The organism is Streptomyces sp. NPDC091649 (assembly GCF_044756785.1).
In the GTDB taxonomy this organism is placed as follows: Bacteria; Actinomycetota; Actinomycetes; order Streptomycetales; family Streptomycetaceae; genus Streptomyces.
On record NZ_JBIVTR010000019.1, the window covers coordinates 68,021 to 92,312 of the forward strand.

Genomic DNA, 24,292 nt, shown 5'->3' on the forward strand with positions numbered 1-24,292 from the left:
CCGAAGCCCGACCCCGAGGACCCGTCATGAAGCCCGGAATCCACCCCTCCTACGGCCCCGTCGTCTTCCGCGACAAGGCCGCCGACTTCGCGTTCCTGACCCGCTCGACTCTGACCAGCGACCGCACCGTCGCGTGGAAGGACGGCAACACCTACCCGGTGGTCGACGTGGAGATCTCCTCCGCGAGCCACCCCTTCTACACGGGCACCGCCCGCGTCCTGGACACCGCGGGACGGGTCGAGCGCTTCGAGCGCCGCTACGGACGGGGGGAGGCCCGGTGAGCGGGCACCGGACGAAGCTGCCCGTCGTCATCGTCTGCGGCCTGCACTCCGAGGCGCGCCGCGACGTGGTCGAAGGGCTGCTGAAGGAGGTGCCGCACAGCGTCGCGCTCCACCACGACCTGGCGACGGCCGCCGACGGCACGGTCCGCCGCTCCCTGCGGGACGCCGGGGGCGAACTGGTCTCCGGCGAGGCGCCTCTGGTGAACGAATGCGCCTGCTGCGCCCTGCGCGAGGACCTCGTCCCCGAACTCGAACGGCTCGCGGCGGACGGGGTGACCCGCCTGGCCGTCCTGGAGTTGTGGGACTCCGTCGAACCGAAGTCCATGGCCGAGGTGATCGCCGCGCACACCACCGCCGCCGAGGTGACCAACGTGTTCGCGGCGGTCGATCCCACCCTCGCCCTGCCCTGCCTGTCCAATGGCGACGATCTGGCCGAGGCCGGCCTGGCGGCGGCGCCGGCGGACCGACGGACCGTCGGCGACACCTGGGCCCGGCAGGTCGAGTACGCGCCGGTCCTGGCCGTGGCGCCGAACCTCGCGGCCGACGACGAGGACCGCGCGCTGATCCGGCAGCTCAACCCGACGGCACGTCAGGCAGTCTCGGGGTCGAAGGAGCTGGCCGGGCTCGCGTTCGCGGGATTCGACGTGGAGGCGGCGGACGCGGGCCAGCACCCGGCCTGCGCGCTGCTCCCGCAGGAGGCGGAGGAAGCCGGGGTGAGCACGCTCGTCTGGCGGCGGCACCGGCCCTTCCACCCCGAGCGCCTCTTCGACGCGCTGGAGGACCTGAGCTGCGCGGCGGCCCGCAGCCGGGGCCGGTTCTGGCTCGCGGACCGGCCTGACACCCTGCTCTCCTGGGATGCCGCGGGCGGCGCGCTGTGCGTGGAGAGCACCGGCCCCTGGCTCGCGTCGCTCCCGGACGCCGCCTGGTCCATGGTCCCGCCCTACCGGCGGGCGGCCGCCGCGCTGGACTGGCATCCCGAGCACGGCGACTGCTGCCAGCACCTGGTCTTCGTCTCCCCGGGACTCGACCGCGACGGCCTGACCGGCCTGCTGGACTCCTGCCTGCTCACGGACGAGGAGTACGGCTCCGGCCGGGAGGCTTGGAAGCACCTGCCCGCCGCATTCGACGCGCTCCTGGACCCGGTCCACTGACCCCGGCCGGTGACGCCCGCACCCGGGGTTCCGTAGTCCCGCGGACCTTTTCCCGCCCCATCCCACCCGGCACACCGAGCACGAGGAAGCCTCATGGCACGTCAGCAGGACCCCCGCAAGCCTCTCAAGAACCGGCCGAACCCCCTGGACGCCGCAAGGATCACGTACATCGACTACAAGGACACCGATCTGCTGCGCAGGTTCATCTCCGACCGGGGGAAGATCCGCAGCCGCCGGGTCACCCGGATCAGCGCCCGGCAACAGCGTCAGATGTCCGCGGCCATCAAGAACGCCCGCGAGATGGCGCTTCTGCCGTACTCCGGAGCGGCCTCGGGCAAGTAGTGCGCGCCCTTCCCGGCCGCGCGGCGGGGGCACGCCCGGAACCGGGCGGAAGCGCCGTGGACCGGCCACGACGAACCGACCGGGACGGGTCGCGGCCGGCCGTGGCGGAACGGCAGGGGCGACCGCATGGCTCCCGGTCGTCGTGGACGGGGCGTGTGCGGGGCACGCCGGGCGGGGCGGAACGCCGGACGCCGTCGGGGCCGGACGGTTCGTACCCCGTCACCCCGGCGTCGGTACGCCCCGGCGGATCAGAAGGTGAGGACGGCGCTGTCGTTCACGCTGCCCGCCATCTCGCAGGCGTTGCCGTACATGGTGCTGAACTCGACCCGCTCGCCCTGCCACACGCCGTGGGCCGTCACCACGACCGGGTCCCACAGGCGGGTACAGGCCCGATTCGAAGGACCTTCGGCGAGTTCGGCGAACTGCCCCTGAACCGCGGCCAGTTCGTTGCAGGCCGCAGCCGGGGTGGGGTGCGTCCCGCCGGGGGCGGGAGCGCAGGTGAGCGTCACGGCCCGCTCCACGGTGGCGGTCAGCGGGTCCTCGCCGCGAGCCACGGTGAGGACGAGCGCGGACGGCGCGTAGAGGCTCTCCTCCTTCGCCGGTGCGGCCTGGGCGGTGGCGGCCGTGAATCCGCCGAGCAGAAGGGTGGCCGCCGTGACGGTTGCGAAGATCGCGTGAGGGTTGCGTCGCATGAGTGAAAGCTCCTTGGTCGGGTGCCTGATTGCGGTCAGGAGTCTTACGCATGCGGACAGTAGGCGCACATCGACGGCCAGCTTCCGGCCGCGACCGGGTGTTCGAGCCGACCGAATGGTCATTCGGGCAGCTCAGGCGCGCCGCGCGAGCCGTCCAGTATATGGACACACACGGGCGGTTCAACACGAAACAACCGCCTGACCTGCACATACGGCAAAGCCCATGATCGCGTCGCGCTGCCGCTTCGGCCGGAAAATACCGCCGTTCGGAGCCGCCACACCGGATCGGCGGTCGCCACCGACGCCCTCCCGATACCCCTCGACGGCGACCGCCGGTCCGCCGCGAACGGCCGAGGATCACGCGGAGGACACGATTCCGCCTCCCTCTTGACCGGATCTTAGGTTAGGCTAACCTCACATCTCGTGATCGCTCCTGCCCTCGACCGAGAAGACCTGCCGCCGCGCCGGCGCTCCGCGCCCGCTGCCGGCGCCACCACCCCGCCCACCGGTGGCGAGCCCGCCGCGTCGGCGTCCTCCGCTGCCCCCGAAGCCGAAGCCGGCCTCGACGCCCGCGAGATGACGATCGCGTACGACGGAACGGACGTGGTGCACGGCGCCGACCTCCGGCTGCCGCGCGGGCGCGTCACCGCGCTCATCGGCCCGAACGGCAGTGGGAAATCCACCCTGCTGCGCGCCGTGGCCCGACTGCACAAGGCTCGGACCGGCAGCGTGACCGTCGCCGCGGAGGCCGGGGACGACCGGCCCGTCGACGCCCTGGCCCTGTCGCGCTCCGACTTCGCCCGCCGTGTCACCCTGCTCGCGCAGAGCCGGACGGCACCGGCCGGCCTGAGCGTGCGCGACGTGGTCGGCTTCGGCCGGCACCCGTACCGGGGCCGGCTCCGGGGATCCGACCCGGACGGCGCCCGGATGGTCGAGCAGGCGCTGAACGTCACGAACCTCGCCGCGTTCGCCGACCGCGGGGTGGAGAACCTCTCCGGCGGGCAGCTGCAACGCGTCTGGTTCGCCTGCTGCCTGGCCCAGGACACCGACGTCCTCCTCCTCGACGAGCCCACCACCTATCTCGACCTGCGCTACCAGGTGGAGATCCTCGACCTCGTCCGCGATCTCGCCGACACCCACGGCGTCACCGTCGGGGTCGTGCTGCACGACCTGGACCAGGCCGCCGCCGTGGCCGACCGGGTCGTCCTCCTCTCCTCCGGGCGGGTCGTCGCCACGGGCACGCCCGCCGAGGTGTACGCCCCCGAGCGGCTCAGCGACGCCTACGGCATCCGCATCGACGTCGAACCCGACTCCTCCACCGGCATCCCGCGCACCCGCGCGGTCGGCCGCCACCACCTCCGTACCGAAAGGCCCTGAACACCCTCATGAAGAACCAGCACCTGACCTTGCCCGTCCTCGCCGCCGCGGCCGCGCTCGCCCTCACGGCCTGCGGCACCACCGAGGCGCCGAAGAAGGAGTCCGCCGGGGACAGCGCGGTGACGGTCACCGACGCGCGCGGCAAGAAGATCACGCTCGACGGGCCGGCCAAGCGGGTCGTCGGCACCGAGTGGAACGTCGTCGAGACGCTCGTGACCCTCGGCGTCCAGCCGGTCGGGGTGGCCGACGTCACGGGCTACACCGCCTACGACAAGGCCGCGCCGCTCACCGAGGGCGTCAAGGACATAGGCACCCGGGGCGAGCCCAGCGTCGCCACCGTCGCCGGCCTCAAGCCCGACCTCATCATCGCCACCACCGACCTGTCCGACTCCGCCATCGCGCAGCTGTCCAAGGCCGCCCCGGTCGCCGTGGTGCGCTCGGCCGACGCGAGCCGGCAGATCGACCAGATGGTCGACACAGTCGAACTCATCGGCCAGGCCACCGGCACCGAGGACAAGGCCGAGTTGGAGGTCGCGTCCTTCCGCAAGGCGGTCGCGGACGGGAAGAAGAAGCTCGCGGACGCCGGTCTCGCCGGTGAGGAGGTCGCCTTCGCCGACGGCTGGCAGGAGGGCAACCAGGTCTCGGTGCGCCCCTTCGTCAAGGGCTCGCTGCTGTCCGACGTGAACACCGAACTCGGCCTCGTCGACCCGTGGAAGCTGAAGGGCGACAAAGCCTACGGTCTGGCCGCGACCGACGTCGAAGGGCTCACGAAGATCGGCGACGCGCAGTTCGCCTACATCGCCAACGACTCCGACGGCGGCGACCCGTTCGCCGACGGCCTCAAGGACAACGCGGTGTGGAAGTCCCTCCCGTTCGTCAAGAACGACGAGGTCCACCGGCTGCCCGACGGCGTCTGGATGTTCGGCGGCACCGCGTCGATGCGCGAGTACATCGACGCCCTCGTCGGCGCGCTGACCGCCTGACGATGAGCACACGCACCACAGGCGCCCCGCCGGCCCCCGCCGTCGACGCGGCGGGGTCCGGCACGGCCGCCCTGGCCGGGACCACGGCCCCGGACGGCCGACCGGCCCGGCGCGGCCGGATGTTCCTCCTCGCGCTCGCGGGGATCGCCGCCCTGGCCGCTCTCGCGATCGTCCACGTCGGCCAGGGCACCGCAGCCGTCGATCTGCACACCCTCTGGCAACTGGCCACCGGGGCGGCCTCCGACCGGACCGCCGACGAGCAGACGGCCGCCGTGATCCTGGACTCGCGGCTGCCCCGGCTCGCCGCCGGGCTCCTCGTCGGCTGCGCGCTCGGCGCGGCGGGCGCGGCGCTCCAGTCGGTGTCGCGCAACATGCTGGCCTCCCCCGACACACTCGCCGTGAACGCGGGCGCGTATCTCGCGGTGGTCGCCGTCGCCGCGTTCGGCATCACGCTGCCCGCGCTGCCGGCCGGGGCCACGGCGTTCCTGGGCGGGCTGCTGGCCGCCGGGGTCGTCCTCGGCCTCTCCCGGGCGGGAGCCGGACCGATCCGGCTGGTGCTGGCGGGTTCGGCGCTCACCCTCGCCCTGTCCGGGCTGAGCGGGATGCTGCTGCTCCTGCGCTCCCAGCAGACGACCGGGCTGTTCGCCTGGGGCAACGGCTCGCTCGCCCAGATCGGCATGGAGTCCATCGACCGGCTCACCCCGGTCGCGCTCCTGGCGTTCGCCGGCCTGATGCTGCTCGGCAGGCGGCTGGACATCCTCGCCCTCGGCGACGACGGAGCCGCCGTCGTGGGGGTGAGCCCCCGGCTGACGCGCAGCGTCGCCGTGATCCTCGCGGTGCTGCTGGCGGCGGTGTCCGTGGCGGTCGCGGGGCCGGTCGGCTTCGTCGGGCTGTGCGCGCCCGCCGTGGTACGCCTGCTGAGCACATGGATTCCGGGCCTGGTCCGGCACCGCGCGTTCATCCCCGCGTCGGCGCTCGCGGGGGTGCTCGTGGTGCTCGGGGCGGACGTGATGCTGCGCGCGGTGTTCGGCGCCCAGGCGGGGGCCGAGGTGCCCACCGGCATCGTCACGACCTGCTTCGGCGCGCTCGTCCTCGTCTTCCTGGCCTACCGCTCGCGCGACATGGGCACGGACAGCGGCTCGACGGCGTTCGCCCGGCTCCGCGGCCGACGCGCGTTCGTCCTCACGCTGGTGGCGACGGTCGTGGGGCTCCTCGGCGCGGTGGTGGCGGCGACGCTCTTCGGCGACGCGACGCTGCTCCTGGGCGATGTGGGCAACTGGCTCACGGGGCGGTCGGGACGGTTCGTCGGCTACGTCCTCGACACGCGCGTCCCCCGGGTCGCCGCCGCCCTGCTGGCCGGTGCGGCGCTGGCGGTCGCGGGAGCCGTCGTCCAGGCGGTGTCACGCAACCCCCTGGCGGAACCGGGTGTCCTCGGCGTCGTCAGCGGGGCGGGAGTCGGGGCGGTGGCCGTGCTCACCGTCGTACCGCTGGCGAGCTTCTGGCTGATCGGCGGCTCCGCGCTCGCCGGTGCGGCGGCTGCCGCCGCGCTGGTGTTCGGGCTGGCCGCGCGCCGTGGTCTGGAGCAGAACCGTCTGGTGCTGATCGGCATCGGGGTCCAGGCGGGGGCGGGCGCGTTCGTGAGTCTGCTGATCGTGCTCACCGACCCGTACAACGCGACGAAGGCGCTGGCCTGGCTGGGCGGTTCGACGTACGGGCGGACGTTCCCCGAGCTGATCCCGGTACTGGTGGGCCTCGCCGTCGCACTGCCCTCTCTCGCGGTGATGCGCCGCGAACTGGACCTGATCGGCCTGGACAACGAGACGCCCGCCCTCCTCGGCGTGCGGATCGGAGCCACCCGGCTGGGTCTGCTGAGCCTGGCCGTGCTCCTGACGGCGGGAGCCGTCGCGGCGGTCGGCGTGATCGGGTTCGTCGGCCTCGTCGCGCCGCACGCGGCACGCGCCCTGGTGGGCCGGCGTCATGTGCGGGTCATCCCGGTCAGCGCGCTGCTGGGTGCGCTGCTGGTGGTCGTGTCCGACACGGTCGGCCGGACGGTCATCGCCCCGGCGCAGATCCCGGTCGGTCTGCTCACGGCCGTGATCGGCGCCCCGTACTTCATCTGGCTGCTCTGGCGGTCGCGGCGCGAGGGGTGAACAGGAGGATCCCCGGGTGCGGGCCCCGGAGCCGGGCGGTGGTCGTCGCCGCAGCGGCTCCGGGGTCCGGCCTTTCGTGCCCGGGCTCTCGGGGGCCCGGGCCTTCCGGGTCCGGGACTTCCGCGTCCGGGTCAGAGGTGGGAGAGGAGCCCGTCCAGCGGCGGTGGCGGGCGGTTGGGGTCCAGGGCTTCGGCCAGGGCGCGGGCGTAGTGCTCCTTGCGCCCGCCGATGGTCCCCATGAAGCGCCGCAACTGCGCCTCGACGGCCCGCTCCCGCTGGGCGGGCTGGCGTTGGAAGACCCGGAAGGCGCGCAGGTCGCCCCGGTCCTCGATGACCTGCTGGACGCGGTCCGTGCCGAGCGCCCGGATCAGCTCGTCCTCCAGGTCGGCGTGGCAGGTGAAGAATCCCAGCGCCTCAAGGGCGCCGGGCGTGCGAGCGGCGCCGAAACCGGTCAGCTCCAGGCCCTGGACGAAGAACCTCTGCTCCGCCGCGTCGCACAGGCCGGCGGGGCGGACACCGAGCCCGTCGGGTCCCAGCAGGCGCAGGAAGCGGGTGACGCCGGTGGCGCCGCCGAGGGGCACGACCACGACGCCCTCGGCCGTCAGGTGGCGCCCCCGGCCTGCGGCGAGGGCCTCGACCGCCGCCCGGTCGCTGACACCCTCCACCAGCACCACGGTGCGCAGGCCCAGGTCCGCCGCCAGTTCGCGGGCCGCCGCCGACTCGGCGGGCGCCGGAGCGTCCGCGTCGCCCGCGGCCCAGGAGATGACCGTCCGCCGGAAGCGCGTCGCCGTGTCCACGCCGGCAGTCTCGCACCCCGACCGGCGGGTACGGCAAGGGACTTCGTGCGGTCGAACGGGCACGGCCCGCCCGCTTCCGGGCCCGTCCCGGCCCGCGTTCGGCGCCTCGCACGGCGCACCCGGCCTGTGCGCTGCCGGCCCGGGCGCCCCGACGCCCCGGTCGACGTCGCCACGGGACGGCCCTCCCGCCCGCCGGTCCCCTCCGGTCGACGGCGCGTGCCCGGGCGCGAAACGGGCCCGACCCGGTCATGAAGCCGCACCGAACGGGTTTCTCCCCGGACCCCCCGCACGGCCCCTGACCATGAGATCCTTTTGCTTTCCATGAACAGCCGACGGCACAGCCGTTGTCGTACGACCCCCGAAGGCAGGTGCAGGATGGGGCCCGCAGGAGAGCCCTCCGGCGCGGCGGACCCGCTCCCCGACATACCCGACGCGGTGCGCGCCGCCGCGTCGGAGGCCCCGGGCCACTGGCTCGGCGTGGTCGATCCGCAGTGGCCCGGCGACCGGCCCCCGCCTGACTGGGCGCTCGTCGGTGAATGGCGGTCGGACGAGAACGGCGCGGTCCGCGAATACCGGCCCAACTCCCGCTACCGCCCGTCCGCGCCGGTCCTCGGCTGGCCGGAGCCCACCGACCCGGTGGACGCCGCGGCGCAGCGGGCCGCGACCGGCTACGGCTCCACCGAGGACGCGTTGGCGGCACTGGCATCGGCCGAGGTCAGCGTGGTGCGCGGCGCCGACGGGCGGCCTCTCACGGCAGCCGGGGAGGACGGGAAGCCGGTGGTGCTGGCCTTCACTTCTCCCGCACATCGGTTCACGTCCGCGCCATTGATCCATGACACCCTGTCGGCGGCCGAGTTGGCCCGTGATCTGCGCGGTTCGCAGGCGCTGCTGATGGTCAACGCCATGGCCGCCGCCCCTCTGGTCGTACCGGCCGACAGCTTGCCGGACCCCACCAACCCAGTCCCGCCCGCAGGGAGAACCCCGTGACACGCTCGGCCCCCGCCCCCGACAGCCCCCCGGCCGGTACGGAACCCGCTGCCGCCTCCACGCCGGAGGTCGCGGCGGGCGAAAAGGCGGCAGCAGGCCCGGAGAACGACGCCGGAGCCGACGCGACGGCGGCCGGAAGCGGCGTGGCCTCCACAGCGTCGAGCCCTTCGGACCCGGATCCGGACGCCGGCGAGGCGGCCGCGGGCCCTGCGTCCGCCGAAGCCACCGCGGCGGCAGGGAGCGCCTCGGCCGTCGCGAGCGCGAACGCCGCCGGCGCGGACACCGGGACCGGTGGCGACAGCGCGGCCGGTGGCGACAGCCCCGCCGGGGCCGGTGATGAAAGCCCGACCACGGCCGGAACCGGTGGTGAAGGCTCGACAGCCGCCGATGGCGACCCGGACGCGGGCGTCGCGGCCAAGAGCCGGCTGCCCGCGCTCGTGCGGACGATGACGACGACCGCGATCGGTGAGGAGGAGCCGCAGACCACCCCGGTGGGCCGGCCCGGCAGGGCGGCGCTGGCCGGGGCGGCGGTCGTGGGGGCGCTGCTGGTGTCGGTGCCGTTCCTGCTGCTCGGTGGCGACAAGGACGACGAGAAGCCCCGGACCGTCAACGCCGCGGGCACCGTGCTCGGCGGCGACGAGCAGGACAGCCCCGGGGACTTCGCGGTCGCCGCACCGGAGAAGTCCACGGACGGAAAGCCCGAGGACGAGGCGGCGAAGGGGAAGGCGAAGGCGGAGCAGCCCAGCGATCCCCACGCCGGTGCCGCTCCAGCGGCTTCCGCCGGTGCGAGCACGCCGAGCGGCTCCGGGGGCGCCCGCGGCTCCGGGGATTCCGGTGAGGGCAAGGCGGACGAGAAGTCCGAACCCGAGCCGAAGGCCGAGGGCGGCGGCACCACCGAGAAGAAGGCCCCGGCGGGCAGCGGGACAAGGAAGGCGGCGTCCACGTCGTCGGTGACACTGGGCAATCCGGTGACGTTCCGGGGTCACCAGTCCAACCGCTGCCTGAACGTTCCGTACAGCAGGTTCAACGACGGACAGGCGCTGGAGCTCTGGGACTGCAACGGCAGCAACGCCCAGCGGTGGCGGTTCGCTTCGGACGGTACGCTGCGGATCGGCGGCAAGTGCCTGGACGTGGCCAACGCCGACTTCTCCGGCGGCGCCACGATCCAACTGGCCGACTGCAGCGACAACATCGCGCAGAAATTCGCCCTCAATCCGTCCAACGACCTGGTGAACACCGCGGTCGGGATGTGCGTGGACGTGGCGCACCACAAGACCCACAACGGGGCGAAGCTGGTCCTGTGGCACTGCACCGGGCTGGACAACCAGAAGTGGAGTTTCGCCTGACAGGTGCCCGTCGGCACCCTTGGCGCAACCTCACCCGAACAATTGAGCGGTGTACTGGCATGATCGGGATTCCGGGTGTTCCCGGGAGTGGCGGCCTCGTCCGGTGGTGCCGCCCAGGCGAGGAGGTTCACGCGTGTCGCGCCAGGTACTGACGGTCGGCCCGGAAGGGTCCGACGGTTTCCGGACGATCGGGGAAGCACTGACGACGGCGCGCAACGGGGCCGTCATCAGCATCCGGCCGGGAACGTACGCCGAGAGCCTGGTGGTCCACACCCGGGTGACGCTCACGGCGGCCGAGGGCCGCGGCACGGTGGAGATCCGGCCGCGTTCGGGCCCCGTGCTGTCGTTGCGCGCCGACGCCGTGATGCTCTCCGAGCTGACGCTGCGCGGCACGGACTCCGAGCAGCCGGCCGTGGACGTACGGCGCGGGCAGGCGGCGCTGGACGGCTGTGAGATCAGCGGTTCCGCCTGGACGGCGCTCCTGGCGGGCGGAACCGGTTCGCTGGCGCTGCGCGACTGCCGGGTGAGCAACCCCAAGGGCGCCGGGATCGTGGTCACATCGGCCGCGGGCAGCTCGGTGGAGTCCTGCTCGGTGGAGCACCTGGCCACCAGCGGCATCGTGCTCGCCGAGCAGGGCGACGCGACGGTCCGGGGCTGTACCGTCCGGGACGCCCGCGGCAACGGGGTGCTCGCCAACGGCGACGCGCGCGGAACCGTCGAGGACTGCGACATCTCCTCCACGGACAAGCCCTCGATCGCGCTGGAGGAGCGCTGCACCACGCGGGTCGTCCGGTCGGTGGTGCACGACACCAGCACGGGGGTGCACATCACGAGCGCGGGCCGCACCACGCTGGAGGACGTCCGGGTCACCGGCACGTCCGCGGCCGGCATCGTCCTGGCGGCCGGCACCGATCCGGTGCTGCGGCGCTGTCGCACCTCGCGGACCCGGGGCAGCGGACTGCTGGTCACGGACCGGGCGCGCGGCACGTTCGAGGACTGCTGGGTCGACACCGCCCGGGGCCCGGCCCTCAAGGTCAACGGCGCCTCCTCGCCCGCCCTGACCGGGCTGACGGTGCGGGACTGCGACGAGGCGGGTCTGCTGCTGGAGGAGGACTCGGCGGCGGAGCTGGACCGGCTGGAGGTCATCGGCGGCTCGCCCGCGGTCCTGGTGCGCGGCGGCGCCAACCCGCTGCTGCGCCGCGCCCGGCTGGTGGAGCCGGCGGGTGACGGCATCGCGGCCACGAAGGACGCCAGGGGCCGGATCGAGGACTGCGAGGTCGTACGCCCCAAGGGCACCGGGGTCCGAGCCGCGTCCGGCAGCACGCTCTATCTGGCGGGCGGCGGGGTGTCCGGCAGCGGGGCGTGCGGCATCCTCGTCGAGGACGGCGGCAGCGTGACCGTGCGGGACTTCCGCGTCGAGACGTCCGGGGAGGACGGTGTCGCGGTAACCGGAGGGGCGGAGCTGACCGCCAGCCGGATCACCGTCCACTCCCCCACCGGACACGGCTTCGTGCTGCGGGAGGGCAGCCAGGGCTCGCTGAACGCCTGCGAGGTCAACGGCGGCGAGAAGGACGGCTTCCGGGTGGAGTCCACCTCCCCGGTGTCGTTGGTGAACTGCTCGGCACGGGAGAACGCGGGCGGCGGCCTGGTGCAGTCGGTCCCCGGCGAGCGTCTCGCCGTGGAGGGGCTGACCAGTTCGGCGAACGGCAAGCGGGACGCCTGGGGCGCCGGCAGTGCGGAGAACACCGATCCGGCCGGCTCCGGAACCGCCGAGGAATCCGCGGTCACCCGCGAGGGCGGACCGCTCAACGCGCTCAACGACCTGATCGGTCTGGAGAACGTCAAGCAGCAGGTGCGCACCCTGGTGAATCTCACGCAACTCGCCCAGCGACGCGAGCAGTTGGGGATGACCGCCCCGCCGATGGGCCGCCACCTGGTGTTCACGGGGCCGCCCGGCACCGGCAAGACCACGGTAGCCCGGCTGTACGGGTCGATCCTGGCGGAGCTCGGGTCGTTGCGCAGCGGCCATCTCGTGGAGGTGTCGCGGGCCGATCTGGTGGCGCAGATCGTTGGCGGTACGGCGATCAAGACGATGGAGACGTTCAACCGTGCGCTGGGCGGCGTGCTGTTCATCGACGAGGCGTACACGCTCACGGCGGACAGCGGCAACGGCGGCGCCGACTTCGGCCGGGAGGCCGTGGACACGCTGCTGAAGCTGATGGAGGACCACCGCGACGACGTGGTGGTCATCGTGGCGGGGTACTCCCGCGAGATGGAGTCGTTCCTGGCCTCCAACCCCGGTCTGGCGTCCCGTTTCTCGCGCACCATCGAGTTCGAGAACTACTCGGTCCCCGAACTCGTGGCGATCATGGAGAACATGTGCGGCAAGCACCAGTACGAGCTGGGCGAGGGGACGGCGGCCGCGCTGGCGACGCATTTCGAGCGGATGCCGCGTGACGGCGGATTCGGCAACGGCCGTGCCGCACGCGGGGTGTTCGAGGAGATGGTGGACCGGCAGGCGATGCGGCTCGCCTCCCAGGCCGAGATCGGCGAGCGCGATCTGCGGCTCCTGCTGCCGGACGACGTGTCCGCCACCGCCGTGCAGGCCGCCGACACCGCCGTCCACGACCCGCTGGCCGGTCTCGCGGACATGGTGGGCCTCGCCGAGGTCAAGCGCGACGTCACGGACCTGGTGAACCTGATCACCACGTCCCGGCACCGCGCCGCCGCCGGGCTGCCCGTGCCCAGCATCAGCCACCACCTGGTCTTCACCGGACCGCCCGGCACCGGCAAGACGACGGTGGCGCGGCTGTACGGCGAGATCCTGACGCAGCTGGGCATCCTGAGCGGCGGCCAGCTGGTCGAGGTGGCGCGGGCGGACCTCGTCGGCAGATACATCGGCCACACCGCCCAGTTGACCCGGGAGGTCTTCGAACGGGCTCGGGGCGGGGTGCTGTTCATCGACGAGGCGTACACCCTCACCCCGGCGGGCGGCGGCGCGGACTTCGGTCAGGAGGCCGTCGACACCCTGCTGAAGCTGATGGAGGACCACCGCGACGACGTGGTGGTCATCGTCGCCGGCTACACCGAGGAGATGGAGCGGTTCCTCGCCTCCAACCCGGGTCTCGACTCGCGCTTCTCGCGCAAGGTCGGGTTCGCGGACTACTCCTCCGAGGAGCTGGTCACCATCGTCCGTACGCACGCCTCGTCCATGGGCTACGAGTGCGGGCCGGGCACCGGATCGCTGCTGAAGGAGTACTTCGACTCGCTCCCCCGCGACCGTACGTTCGGCAACGCGCGGCTGGCCCGCCAGGTCGTGGAGACGATGATCACCCGGCAGGCGGGACGGCTCAGCTCGCTGGGCTCCCCGACCCTGGACGATCTGCGCACCCTGGTCCCGGAGGACGTCGCACCGGCGCGGAAGGCGGCAGGACTGTGAGGGGGCCCTCGGCTACCGCCGGCGCGAAGGGACGGTCCGCCGCCGCCCGTGCGACGTGCGCGGGGATGGCGGCCTGCCTGGTCCTGCTGGCCGGCGCCGCACCCGCCGGGGCGGCCGCCCGGGGACCGGTGGACGGTGCGCGCGCGGCCGGGGGGCAGAAACTCCCCGGGATGCCGTCGGCGCTGGGCGACGACCCGGAACGGTTCCCCTGCACGGCCGCCTCGAAGACGGAGGCGGAGAAGGGCGACTGGTCGCGCCGGCGGCTCGATCTGGACCGGGTCCGGGTGCACGGCACCGGCGAGGGGGTGACGGTCGCCGTCATCGACACCGGGGTGGACAAGGACGCGGCGGCGCTCAAGGGCCGGGTCACCACCCAGGGCGAGGCGGACGAGGACTGCGTGGGGCACGGGACGTTCCTCGCGAACCTGGTGGCGGGCTCCGGCGGAGCCACTCCGGAACTGCGCGGTGTCGCACCCGGGGCGCGGATCCTGGGGCTGCGCGGCACGGACGCCCGCGGCACCCCGGACGCCGCCCTGGTCGTGGAGGCGCTGCGCGCCGCGACGGCGGCGAAGGCCGGTGTCATCACGGTCTCCGCGGCCCTGCCGCGCCGCGACAAGGAGGTGACCCGGGCGGTCGCGGCGGCGCTGCGCTCCGGCGCGGTGGTCGTGGCGGCCGCGGTGCCGGATCCGCCGAACGCCACCGCCGACCCGGTGCCGAGCCGCCCGTACTGGCCCGCGTCGGAGCCGGGGGTGATCTCCGTCGTGGACATGCTGCCCTCCGGCGGCCGCCCGGACGGGGCGCTGCGCACGACCGGCGTCGACCTCGCCGCACCGGGGGCCGGCGTGGTCTCCGGCGGTCCGCGCGGCTCGGGCCACTTCCTCGGTTCGGGCGCGTCGCTGGCGGCCGCGTACACCGCGGGTGCGGCGGCCGTGGTCCGGTCGGCGCATCCCGACGCGCCGGCCGAGGAGGTGGCGCGCCGGCTGGTGGCGACGGCCTATCCGGCGGACGTCCCGCAGCTGGACCCGTACGCGGCCGTCACGTCCGTGGCCGATGTCGCGGCGTCCGGTCCGCGGCAGCGGTCCGCCGAAGCCGTGCGGATGCGTGACACCGCGTCGGCGGACCGGGCCATCGGGCGCGCGACGCTGCTGGCGCTGGGCGGCGGGGCGGGGGTGCTGGCCGTCGTCTGGGCGGCGGTGATGCTGCCCCGGGCCCGGGCGCGCGGCTGGCGTCCGGCCGGCCCGCGCGACTGACCGGACCGCCCGGGAGGCGGTCATGACCGAGGGGCCCGTCCGTGCGGACGGGCCCCTCGGTCGTTCGTCCGCCTCCGCTCACTTCCCGCTGTCCGCGCCGTCCGCCAGCGCGGTCTGGACGAGCTTCGCCTTGCGGCGGGCGATGTGGAAGGCGCGCCCCGGCGGGAGGTTCCGCGGCTTCACGTTCCCGAAGAGGAACCCCTCGGTCGGCGGGCAGGACATCAGCAGGGCCGGGGTGTTGGTCTCGTCGAGACGCCGCAGCAGCGCCTCGTTGAGTCCGCGCCCGGCGCCCATGGCGCTGCGGGCGACCACCAGGTGCAGTCCGAGTTCGAAGCCGAGCGCCAAGTGGTCGAAGAGCGGTTCGAACGGGCTCTGGAAGGAGTTTCCCGCCACCATGTCGTAGTCGTCGACCAGGACGAACAGCCGGGGTCCGGTCCACCAGTCGCACTGCCGCATCCGGGCGGGCGCGATGTCGGGTCCCGGCTGCCGGGTCTGCATGGCGCGGGCCGCGCCGTCCACGGTCTCCTTCAGGTTGTCCAGCGAGACGACATGGCCGATGCGGTACTCCTCCGGCACCGCGTCGATCAGTTCGCGGCGGTAGTCCACCACGATGATCTTCGCCTCGGCGGGGGTGTACCGGGCGGTGATCCCGGCGGCCACGCGGCGCAGCAGGTTGGTCTTGCCGCTCTCGGTGTCGCCGACCGCGATGAGGTGCGGGGTGCGGCTGAAGTCGTGCCAGACCGGATCGAGTCCGTCCTGGTCGAGCCCGAGGGCGAGGCGCATACCGCCGCCTTCGGTGGACGCGGTCCCGGGCAACTCGGCTACCGGGAGGCGGTGCGGCAGCATCCGGACCGGCGGCGCGGACTCGCCCGGCCACGCGGCGGCGACCCTGGCGACCAGGTCGGCGACGCCCTCTCCGAGGTCCTCCAGGCCGTTGCCGCCGTCGATCCGGGGCAGACCGGCGAGGAAGTGCAGTTTGCTGTCGGCGGTGAGGCCCCGGCCGCCGGTGCGGGGCACCGAACGGGCTTTGCGCATGTCGACCTCGGAGTCCATCGGGTCGCCCATCCGGAGCTCCAGCCGGGTGGCGGCCTGGTCGCGGACCTGGGCGGACAGCTCGACCCAGCGGGCGGTGGTGACGACGAGGTGGATGCCGTAGTTGAGGCCGCGTGCGGCCAGCTCGTTGAACTTTCCGATGAGGCCGTCGTAGTCCTGACGCACGGTGGACCAGCCGTCCACGACCATGAAGACGTCCCCGAAGCGCTCGTCGGGAAACTCACCGGCCGCGCGGCGGCGGCGGTAGGAGGCCATGGAGTCCACGGTGTGGTCGACGAAGAACTGTTCCCGCCCGGCGAGGACGGTCATCACCTCGGCGACCGTGCGGTTGACGCGTTCCGGGTCGAGCCGGGCGGCGACGCCGCCGACGTGCGGCAGCCCGGCGAGCTGGGCGAGACCGCCGCCGCCGAAGTCCAGGCAGTAGAACTGCACTTCGTCGGGGGTGTGGGTGAGGGCCAGCGAGCAGATCAGGGTGCGGGCGAGGGTCGACTTGCCGCTCTGGGAGCCGCCCGCGATGGCCACATGGCCGCCGGCCGCCGCGAGGTCCACGACGAGCGGGTCGCGGCGCTGCTCGAACGGCTTGTCCACCAGGCCGACCGGCACGCGCAGCTTGCCGCGTCCGGGGCCGCCGGGGCAGCTCAGACCGCGTTCCCCGTCGGCGTCGAGGCCGGGCAGCAGGGCGTCGAGCGGGAAGGGGGCGTCGAGCGGCGGCAGCCACACCTCGTGGGCCGGGGGCCCGGAGCCGCGCAGCCGGTCGAGCGCCACGTCGATCAGCGCCTCGTCGTCGCCCTCGGGTTCGGCCTCGGGCTCCGGGGCCGCCACCGGGTCCGGGGCGATGGTGCGCGGCACGACCCAGCCGCTCGTCCAGGGCACCACCTGGCTGGCGACCCGGGCCCGCACGACGGCTCCGGTGCGCCGGCGGTAGCCGCCGGAGGAGTAGGCGGCGCGGAAGCGGACCAACTGCTCCACGCCGGACTTGAGGTAGCCGTTGCCTGGCTGGGAGGGCAGTTGGTAGGCGTCGGGGACACCGAGCACGCCCCGGCTCTCCATGGCGGAGAAGGTGCGCAGCCCCACCCGGTAGGAGAGGTGGCTCTCCAGTTGGTGCATGCGGCCCTCGTCCAGGCGCTGGGAGGCGAGCAGGAGGTGCACGCCGAGCGACCTGCCGAGCCGCCCGATCATCACGAACAGATCCATGAACTCGCGGTGTGCCGCCAGAAGTTCGCTGAACTCGTCGACGACGACGAAGAGGCTGGGCAGCGGGGCGAGATCTGCCCCCTGGGCGCGGGCGCGCTCGTACTCCAGGGCGGAGGTGTGGTTGCCCGCCGAGCGAAGGAGTTCCTGGCGGCGGAGCAGCTCTCCGTGCAGGGCGTCCTGCATACGTTCCACGAGGGCGACTTCGTCGGCCAGGTTGGTGATGACGGCCGAGGTGTGCGGGAGTTCGTCGAGCCCGAGGAAGGTCGCGCCGCCCTTGAAGTCGACGAGGACGAAGTTCAGCGTCTCGGATGAGTTGGTGAGCGCGAGGCCGAGCACCAGGGTGCGCAGGAGTTCGCTCTTGCCGGAGCCGGTGGCGCCGATGAGCATGCCGTGCGGTCCCATGCCGCCCTGGGCGGACTCCTTGATGTCCAGCTCCACCGGCCGGCCGTCCACGCCGACCGCCACGGGCACCCGCAGGCGCGCCGCGCCGACGCGCTTGTCCCAGAGGGTCTTGGGGTCGTGCCGGTGCAGGTCGGGGATGCCCAGAAGCGTGGTCAGCTCGACGTCGGTCTCCATGGGCTGGGCGATGTCGGCGCCGAGGCTCAGCCGGGAGGAGGCCAGCAGCCGGGCGAGGGACTCCGCCGCGACGGGGCCGAGCCGGTCGGGCCGGCCCAGCACGGTGGTGCGCTCCTTGCGGCTGCGGTCGGTCCGCACGAGGCCGACCTCGTCGCCCTCGACGGCCAGCCGCAGGGTGTTCCGGCCGGGCCGCCAGCGCATCGCCTCGGAGAGGTCGAGGATCACGGCGTTGCGGTAGCCGGGCCCGTCCCAGCGGTGCCCTTCGGGAACGGTGCCGCCGTCGACGACGACGACGGTGTACGGCTCCTCGCGGCCGGGTACGGCCTCCGGGTCGAAAGCGGGGCGTTCGGCGAACTCGGCGCCGAGCAGATCGTCGAGCTCGGCGATGTCGGCGGTGATCCGGCGCACCGGCCCCGCCCCGTCCTCCTCGTACGGATGCAGCGCGTGCGGGAGCCACTTGGCCCACTCCCACTCGGCGCGCCGCTCGTCGGTGGTGCACACCGCGATCCACAGCTCCTCCGGCGCGTGGAAGACGGCGAGCTGGCTCAGCACCGCCCGCGCCAGTCCTCGTACGGCGTCCTGGTCGCCACGCAGCAACACCCGGGCGGAGGAGCGAAGGTAGAGGCCGATGGGCTGTTCGGGCACGGTGGAGTACGCGCGGATGAACCGGCGCAGCGCATGGGCGCACAGCGGTTCCAGGTCCTCCACGGGGCGGGTGGAGACGGGGGTGAGGGTGAGCGCGAGCTGCTGCTCCCCCACGGCGAGTCGCACCTCGCCGAAGTCCTCGTCGGCCGGGCGGCGCTCCCACAGGCGGGTGGTGCGGACCAGGGAGCGCAGGGCGGCCGGGTCGGGGTGCCGCCAGGCGAGGGCGCGCTGCTGTTCCACGATGGTCTGCCGCACCCGCCGCCGGGTCTGCGACAGATAGCGCAGGTAGTCGCGGCGCTCGCCCTTGAGGCGCTGCTTGCGCTCACCGGCGCTGCGCATGAACTGGCCGACCAGCATGGCGACGGCGGCGAGCATCATCATGCCCATCGCGATGTACATGAAGACGCCGTTGGACCCCCCGGGGCGGAGGAACATCAGCATCATCGACACCGACATCATGGCCATCGGCAGGTAGGTCCAGATCGCGGAGGTGTCGGGCACCGTCTCCGCGAGGGCCGGCGGCTCCTGGAGCGTCAATTGTCCCTCGGGCATTTCCGGCCCGCGCCGACGGGCGGGCCGGCGAATCAGCACGACACTCAAGGGACAAGACCTCCCGGCTCGATGGCAATTGCTCCGGCACCCTATTTCACGGTTCGGGGACATCGATGCACGGGGAACGCACCACGACGCCCCGCAATCCCGACCCCCGAGTGAAAGGCCGGTGAACAGTCCGGGAGAATTGCACCGAGATCGGTCACCGGTGTTCCGGAGAACAACGGCTCCCCGGGACAATCACGCCTGCAGCGGCAGTAGTCTGCACACGCAACATCTCACATGTCCATGTGAGCCGGCCTGTTGCGTCCTCATTTCCGAAATCGCCCCACGCACAGCCCGCGGCCCGCGGAGCGCTTCCCGCGAACGGCCGTGACGCCATTCCCCGTCCGACCCCGTACCGGGAGACGAGAGTTCATCACATGACCGACAGCGCGGTGGCCGAACTGTGCCGCCTCACCGTACGTGCTCCGGCCGTCTCCATAGACCTGGCCGTGCCGTCCGACGTCCCCGTCGCCGATCTGTTGCCGACGCTGCTGCGGTACGTCGGGGAGGAGGCCGAGGAGAGCGGCCTCGACCACGCGGGCTGGGTGCTCCAGCAGCTCGGCGACGCGCCGCTCGACGAGGAGGGCACGCTCGCCCAGGCGGGCCTCACCGACGGGGCGGTGCTGCTCTTGCGTCCGCACACCGAGGCGCTGCCCGAGGCCCGCCTGGACGACCTGGTGGACGGCATCGCGGACACCGCCGGGAGGCGGCTGCACAACTGGAGCCCCCGCGCGGCCCGGCACTTCCTGGTCGGGGGCGCCGTGGCGGCGGTGGCCGCGGCGTTGGTCCTGCTGTTCCGGCCGGGCGTCGGCGGCTCGGCCCGGGTGGTGTGCGCGGCGGCGGCCGGGCTGCTGCTGCTGGCCGGGGCGGGCTCCGCGAGCCGCGCCGTCGGCGACCGGGTCTCCGCGACGGCGCTGGGCTTCCTGGTGGCTCCGTGCCTGGCTCTGGCCGGCTGGGTGCTGCCCGGCGGCGAGCTGGGCGGCCCGGACGTCGTCCAGGTGGCGGGCGCCCGGATGCTGGCCGCCGGAGCGGCGGGGGCGGGCGGCGCGGTGCTCGCGCTGGCGGCGACCGCGGTGGGTGCGCCGGTGCTGCTGGCGACCGCGGTGGTCTCGGTGGCGATGGCGGTGGCCGGTGCGCTGATGGGCTTCGCCGGGCTCGGTCCGCAGGCTTCGGTGGCGATCGTGGCCACGGTGGTCGCGCTCTGCGCGGGCTTCGTCCCGGCGCTGGCGTTCAAGCTGGCCGGGATGCGCATGCCCGCCCTGCCCTCGTCGGCCCAGCAGCTCCAGGAGGGCATCGAGCCCTACCGGGGCGAGGAGGTCGCCGAGCGCACGGAACTGGCCGGCCGCTGGATCACCGCCCTGTTCGGGGCGACCGGTGTGGTCGCCGCCGCGGCCCTGGTGCCGCTCACCCACCGCCCCGGCCTGCCCGAGGTGCTCGCCTCCCTGGTCCTGGCGCTGCTGCTGCTCCTGCACGCGCGGGGCCTGGTGCACGTGGGCCAGCGCCTCGTCCTGGCGCTCCCCGGCGCCTGGGGGCTGCTGCTGCTCGCCCATGCCTGGGCCGTGAGCGCCGATCCGGACGGCCGGCCCGCGGTCTTCGGCGTGCTGCTGGGCGTCGCCGCGGCGCTCACGGTGGCGGCCTGGACCGTGCCGGGCCGCCGGATGCTCCCGTACTGGGGCCGGGCGGCGGAGATCGGGCACACCCTGTTCGCCGTGGCGCTGCTGCCGCTGTCCCTGTGGGTGGCCGGGCTGTTCGGGTGGCTGCGCGGCCTGTTCGGCTGACCGCACGGCATCGCCGCAAGCAAGAGAACGACGAGAGGGCACAGGCAAGTGCAGTCGAAGCGGGACCAGGTCCAGGCGCACGGTTTCCTCATGGGCAGGCTCAGTTCCGGGCTGCTCATGGCCGACCCGGACGCCCCGGAGAGCCCGTTGGGGCGCACCACCCGGGGCGTGCTGTTCGGGCTGCTCGTCACGCTGCTGATCGCGGCGGGGGCGACGGTGTACGGGCTGCTGCGCCCGGGCGGCAACGACGCGTGGCGCTCGGGCGAGAGCCTCGTGGTGAACCGGGACACCGGTGCGCGTTATCTCTACATCGGGGGCGCGCTCCACCCGGTGCGCAACTACGCCTCCGCCCGGCTGATCGGGGGCGGGAGGATGACGTCCGTGGACGTGTCGACCGCCTCGCTGCGGGGGACCCCTGTGGGGGCGCCGGTGGGGATACCCGGAGCGCCCGACACCGTACCGGGCCCGGGCGAGCTGGACGGCGGGGCCTGGCACCTGTGTGTGACGGGAGCGGCGGGAGCACTGCCCAGCACCGGCGGCTCGCCGGACGAGGGCGTCCACCGGCCGGGGGCCACCACGGTCGTCGCCGGGGCCCCACTGGAGTCGACCGCGGTCGGCGGCGACCGGGGCGTGCTCGTACGCGGCCCGGACGAGCGGCAGTACCTGGTTTGGCGGGGCAGCCGGCTCGCGGTCGACGAGAAGTCCGACGCGCGCAACGCCCTCGGCTACGGCACAAAGCCCCCGCTGCCGGTGTCCGCGGCGTTCCTGGACGCGCTCGCCCCGGGACCCGACCTGGCCCCGCCCGAGGTGCCGGGACGGGGCAAGGCGGGGCCGGAGCTGGGCGGCGAACCCACCCGGGTGGGCCAGGTCTTCGAAGTGACGGTCCCCGGCGGCGGCGGCAGCTACCACCTGCTGCGCTCGGACGGCCTGACGCCGCTCACCCGCACCGGCGCGGCCCTGGTGCTGGGCGATCCGGTGACGCAGAAGGAGGCGTACGGGGGCGAGTCGCCGACCGTACGCACCGTGGGGGCCGACGCCCTGCGGCAGCACCGGGCGGACCCGGACTCCGGGCCGGCGGGCGCGGAGGGCCTGCCGTCGGCCCCGCCGAAGCCGCAGTCCGTGCCCCGGGGTTCCGCGGTGTGCGCGAAGGTGCTCGGCGGCAAGGAGGGGGCGCGGATCAGCACCGTGCTGGCTCCGCTGGACTCGCTGGGTCCGTCGGCCGTGGCCGAGGGCACCGCGGGGCCGCCGGAGCCCGCCTGCGTCCGGCCGGACGCCCGGGTCGTACGCCCCGGGCACGGGGCGCTGGTACGGGCGCTGCACGCCAGCGGCGCCGCGCACGCGGGCACCACGTACCTGGTGGCGGAGAACGGGGTGAAGTACCGGGTGCCGTCCGAGGAGTCGCTCTCCGCGCTGGGCTACGCCCAGAAGGACGTCGGCTCGATTCCGGCCCCCCTGCTGGCGACCCTGCCCACGGGTGCGGACCTGGACAAATCGGCGGCCTCGGGCGCGGCGCCGCCCCGCGTCACCGCACCCGCGTGCACATCGACCGGGGACACGAAGAAGGCGGCTGCCGGTGAACGCGATGAACGTAACTCCCCCGCGAACGCGGAACGTTGAACGAGGGCACACCGGCCTGCCGAGCGGCCGGAATCAACCGGGGGCGGGAAGTTGCGAATAGGGAATGAAGTGAAAGCTCAGAAAAACCTCAAGCACCGCCGCACCGGGCCGTTCGGGATGCGGATTTCGGGTGGGCCGCCGCTGAAGCGGGTGACCGATTCACTCACGGCGGCGCCCGTTTGCCGCCCGTATCCCGTGCACGCGGCCGTTGCGATCGAGTGGCGGAACCCCTCGGTGAACACTCTTGGTCCGCACTCGGTCCACCGACGGTAAACCTGAGCGTAACTCCCGTTCATCCGGGCAGATTTGCCCGCCCAGGAAAAGCCAAAGAATTCCGGCTCTTCTTGATCTGGGCACCGCATTATCCATAGCATCGGCGGACACGTCACCCGAAGCTCGATCGATGGGAGCGCTCTATGGCCGACAACCGGTTGGTGGACGACAAGGCAGTACAGAACGGTGTGCTCGCCCTGGGCATGGCCCGGGACGGGGTGGAGCGCATCCGGGGCAACGTCCGCTCGATGGCGCTCGGCGTCGGCGGCGACGAGGGCCGCGCCTTCATGAACCTGTTCGAGAAGTGGGACGAGCAGGCGCAGCGGATCCTCCGTCAGATCGGCCGCATGACGGACGCGCTGGAGGACAACCGCAACCAGGCGCGGAACACCTCGCAGCAGCACCAGGAGCACATCGGCCAGCAGTCCAGCAAGGTGTCCTCGGGCGTCTTCGAAGCCCTCTCCTAACCCGCCCGTTCTCCCCCCGGGCCGCGTCGCCCGCACCGGCTCCCCCCGCGTGCAGGCACCCCGCCACGACACCACGGACCACCGGTCCCCCGACCAGAGAGGCTTCCCCCATGGCCCAGAATCTGACCGACGGCATCATCGATGTCCACTACAGTGCCGCGGCCAACGCCGCGTCGGACATCCAGCAGCAGACCAAGGCCATCCAGAGCACGCTCCAGTCGCTGGAGGCGGAGCTCCAGGCCCTCAAGAACGGCTGGGCCGGTGACGACCAGACGGAGTACGTCAAGGTCCAGGCGCAGTGGAACAACGCCGTGACCAAGATGCAGCAGCTGCTCTCGGAGAACGGCGTCCTGCTGGAGAACGTCGCGGACGGTCACAAGAAGGACGAGCGCCGCAACAGCCAGATGTGGCAGGGCGTCACCGCCCGCTAGGTTCTTTCGTCCGGATCGGGTCGGATCAGGGAGCGGGGCCCGGTGCGTGCGGCTGCGAGGCGGAGGAGTCGGTCACCGCGGAGCATGGGCGACCGACGACAACGCGACAGGTGTGCGTGCCGGACCCCGCGAGCCCGACATGATCCGGACGCCAGGCCCCGGGGCGTGTCCGGCGGACACGCCCCGACCCTGCCCGTGCGCGGCGACACGGCCGTCCTGTCCCGGCCGACGCACTCCGGACCCGCACACCGAGGACACCCCGTAGACCCCATCGGACGGCGCTCCCGCGGCAGGAGGCGGTCCGGTGGGGCGGCCGGGGTACCCGACCACCCCCACGACCGGCACTCAGCGGGAGGAGGGCGACCCACGTGGCCGACCTGACCCATCTCGACCTCAAGCAGCTCCAGATGTTCCACGACGAGGACGTCGCGACGGCACTCAAGACGGCACGGACGTACCGGGACGAGACCGTCGACGGCATCCGCCCACTGGGAGACATCGTCGACGGGCACACCACTCCGGAGAACCCGGACAAGGCGCAGCAGGTGCTGCGCATCGGCCTGATGGCCGGCGGTGACCTGGTGTCCGGGCAGTCACTGATCCAGAGCATCACGACCGCCGCGACCACCATCGACACCCTGCTCGGCGAGCAGGAGGTCTTCTTCAAGGAACTGAAGGAGGCCCTCCAGGACACCCTCGACAAGATGGCCGAGACCAAGCAGACCAACCTGGACTCGATCGACGCGCAGACACTGCTCCAGCTGTTCTCCGAGGTGGACACCGGCGTGGTGGGCAGCACGTCCGGCGGCGGGGGCGACGAGGACTGACTCCGACGCGTTCGGACCAGGCCGGCAGGAACACGGAAG

Annotated in this window: 18 protein-coding genes; 15 read left to right on the plus strand and 3 right to left on the minus strand. The window is 73.4% G+C overall.

Translation table 11 applies throughout. The annotated features are described in order from the left end of the window. The first annotated feature begins 26 nt into the window (after positions 1 to 26). From ACIQMU_RS26560 to rpsR, 3 genes are all read left to right on the plus strand, one after another. A complete protein-coding gene (locus ACIQMU_RS26560; protein ID WP_402689853.1) occupies positions 27 to 281 on the plus strand; it encodes a type B 50S ribosomal protein L31 in 255 nt (84 codons plus the stop codon). Continuing rightward, the gene (locus ACIQMU_RS26565; RefSeq protein ID WP_402689854.1) at positions 278 to 1,432 is read left to right on the plus strand and encodes a CobW family GTP-binding protein; all 1,155 of its coding nucleotides are present in this window, start codon (positions 278 to 280) and stop codon (positions 1,430 to 1,432) included. The genes ACIQMU_RS26560 and ACIQMU_RS26565 overlap by 4 nt, the downstream gene beginning before the upstream one ends. 93 nt (positions 1,433 to 1,525) lie before the next feature. Continuing rightward, the gene (gene rpsR / locus ACIQMU_RS26570; protein ID WP_352242648.1) at positions 1,526 to 1,774 is read left to right on the plus strand and encodes a 30S ribosomal protein S18; all 249 of its coding nucleotides are present in this window, start codon (positions 1,526 to 1,528) and stop codon (positions 1,772 to 1,774) included. A 248-nt stretch (positions 1,775 to 2,022) separates the two neighbouring features. Here rpsR and ACIQMU_RS26575 read toward each other — a convergent pair whose 3' ends face one another. Then, complete coding sequence (locus tag ACIQMU_RS26575; protein WP_402689855.1) at positions 2,023 to 2,466, minus strand: subtilase-type protease inhibitor; 444 nt, start codon at positions 2,464 to 2,466, stop codon at positions 2,023 to 2,025. A 576-nt stretch (positions 2,467 to 3,042) separates the two neighbouring features. Here ACIQMU_RS26575 and ACIQMU_RS26580 point away from each other — a divergent pair. From ACIQMU_RS26580 to ACIQMU_RS26590, 3 genes are read left to right on the plus strand one after another with little or no spacing between them, the layout of a single operon-like run. Next, positions 3,043 to 3,843: an ABC transporter ATP-binding protein gene (locus ACIQMU_RS26580; RefSeq protein WP_352242726.1), complete on the plus strand. Its 801-nt coding sequence runs from the start codon at positions 3,043 to 3,045 to the stop codon at positions 3,841 to 3,843. Positions 3,844 to 3,851: 8 nt separating this feature from the next. Further along, complete coding sequence (locus ACIQMU_RS26585) at positions 3,852 to 4,826, plus strand: iron-siderophore ABC transporter substrate-binding protein (RefSeq protein WP_402689856.1); 975 nt, start codon at positions 3,852 to 3,854, stop codon at positions 4,824 to 4,826. A gap of 2 nt (positions 4,827 to 4,828) precedes the next feature. Beyond that, positions 4,829 to 6,976, plus strand: coding sequence for an iron ABC transporter permease (locus tag ACIQMU_RS26590; protein ID WP_402689857.1), 2,148 nt, complete (start codon positions 4,829 to 4,831; stop codon positions 6,974 to 6,976). 131 nt (positions 6,977 to 7,107) lie between these two features. On the opposite strand, the gene ACIQMU_RS26595 is transcribed toward ACIQMU_RS26590, so the two are convergent. Next, positions 7,108 to 7,773, minus strand: a complete 666-nt coding sequence (locus ACIQMU_RS26595; RefSeq protein ID WP_402689858.1) for a TOPRIM nucleotidyl transferase/hydrolase domain-containing protein — start codon at positions 7,771 to 7,773, stop codon at positions 7,108 to 7,110. A 375-nt stretch (positions 7,774 to 8,148) separates the two neighbouring features. On the opposite strand from ACIQMU_RS26595, the gene ACIQMU_RS26600 reads away from it, so the two are divergent. From ACIQMU_RS26600 to ACIQMU_RS26615, 4 genes are all read left to right on the plus strand, one after another. Next, entirely contained in the window at positions 8,149 to 8,760 is a 612-nt protein-coding gene (locus ACIQMU_RS26600) for a type VII secretion system-associated protein (protein ID WP_352242643.1), read from the plus strand. Beyond that, entirely contained in the window at positions 8,757 to 10,106 is a 1,350-nt protein-coding gene (locus tag ACIQMU_RS26605) for a ricin-type beta-trefoil lectin domain protein (protein ID WP_402689859.1), read from the plus strand. The genes ACIQMU_RS26600 and ACIQMU_RS26605 overlap by 4 nt, the downstream gene beginning before the upstream one ends. Positions 10,107 to 10,239: 133 nt before the next feature. Then, the gene (locus ACIQMU_RS26610) at positions 10,240 to 13,545 is read left to right on the plus strand and encodes a right-handed parallel beta-helix repeat-containing protein (RefSeq protein ID WP_352242641.1); all 3,306 of its coding nucleotides are present in this window, start codon (positions 10,240 to 10,242) and stop codon (positions 13,543 to 13,545) included. A gap of 65 nt (positions 13,546 to 13,610) precedes the next feature. After that, the gene (locus ACIQMU_RS26615) at positions 13,611 to 14,795 is read left to right on the plus strand and encodes a S8 family serine peptidase (RefSeq protein ID WP_402689860.1); all 1,185 of its coding nucleotides are present in this window, start codon (positions 13,611 to 13,613) and stop codon (positions 14,793 to 14,795) included. A gap of 78 nt (positions 14,796 to 14,873) precedes the next feature. Here ACIQMU_RS26615 and eccCa read toward each other — a convergent pair whose 3' ends face one another. Then, positions 14,874 to 18,815, minus strand: a complete 3,942-nt coding sequence (gene eccCa / locus ACIQMU_RS26620; RefSeq protein WP_402689861.1) for a type VII secretion protein EccCa — start codon at positions 18,813 to 18,815, stop codon at positions 14,874 to 14,876. A 422-nt stretch (positions 18,816 to 19,237) separates the two neighbouring features. Here eccCa and eccD point away from each other — a divergent pair, with 422 nt between their 5' ends. From eccD to ACIQMU_RS26645, 5 genes are all read left to right on the plus strand, one after another. Next, a complete protein-coding gene (eccD, locus tag ACIQMU_RS26625) occupies positions 19,238 to 20,638 on the plus strand; it encodes a type VII secretion integral membrane protein EccD (protein WP_352242639.1) in 1,401 nt (466 codons plus the stop codon). A gap of 48 nt (positions 20,639 to 20,686) precedes the next feature. After that, the gene (gene eccB / locus ACIQMU_RS26630) at positions 20,687 to 22,255 is read left to right on the plus strand and encodes a type VII secretion protein EccB (protein ID WP_352242638.1); all 1,569 of its coding nucleotides are present in this window, start codon (positions 20,687 to 20,689) and stop codon (positions 22,253 to 22,255) included. A 416-nt stretch (positions 22,256 to 22,671) separates the two neighbouring features. Next, positions 22,672 to 22,995 carry a hypothetical protein gene (locus ACIQMU_RS26635; protein WP_352242637.1) on the plus strand — a complete coding sequence of 108 codons (324 nt, stop codon included), beginning with the start codon at positions 22,672 to 22,674 and terminating at the stop codon, positions 22,993 to 22,995. Between the two features lie 110 nt (positions 22,996 to 23,105). Continuing rightward, positions 23,106 to 23,426, plus strand: coding sequence for a WXG100 family type VII secretion target (locus ACIQMU_RS26640; RefSeq protein ID WP_352242636.1), 321 nt, complete (start codon positions 23,106 to 23,108; stop codon positions 23,424 to 23,426). Positions 23,427 to 23,794: 368 nt separating this feature from the next. Further along, complete coding sequence (locus tag ACIQMU_RS26645) at positions 23,795 to 24,253, plus strand: type VII secretion system-associated protein (protein ID WP_352242635.1); 459 nt, start codon at positions 23,795 to 23,797, stop codon at positions 24,251 to 24,253. Positions 24,254 to 24,292 lie beyond the last annotated feature (39 nt).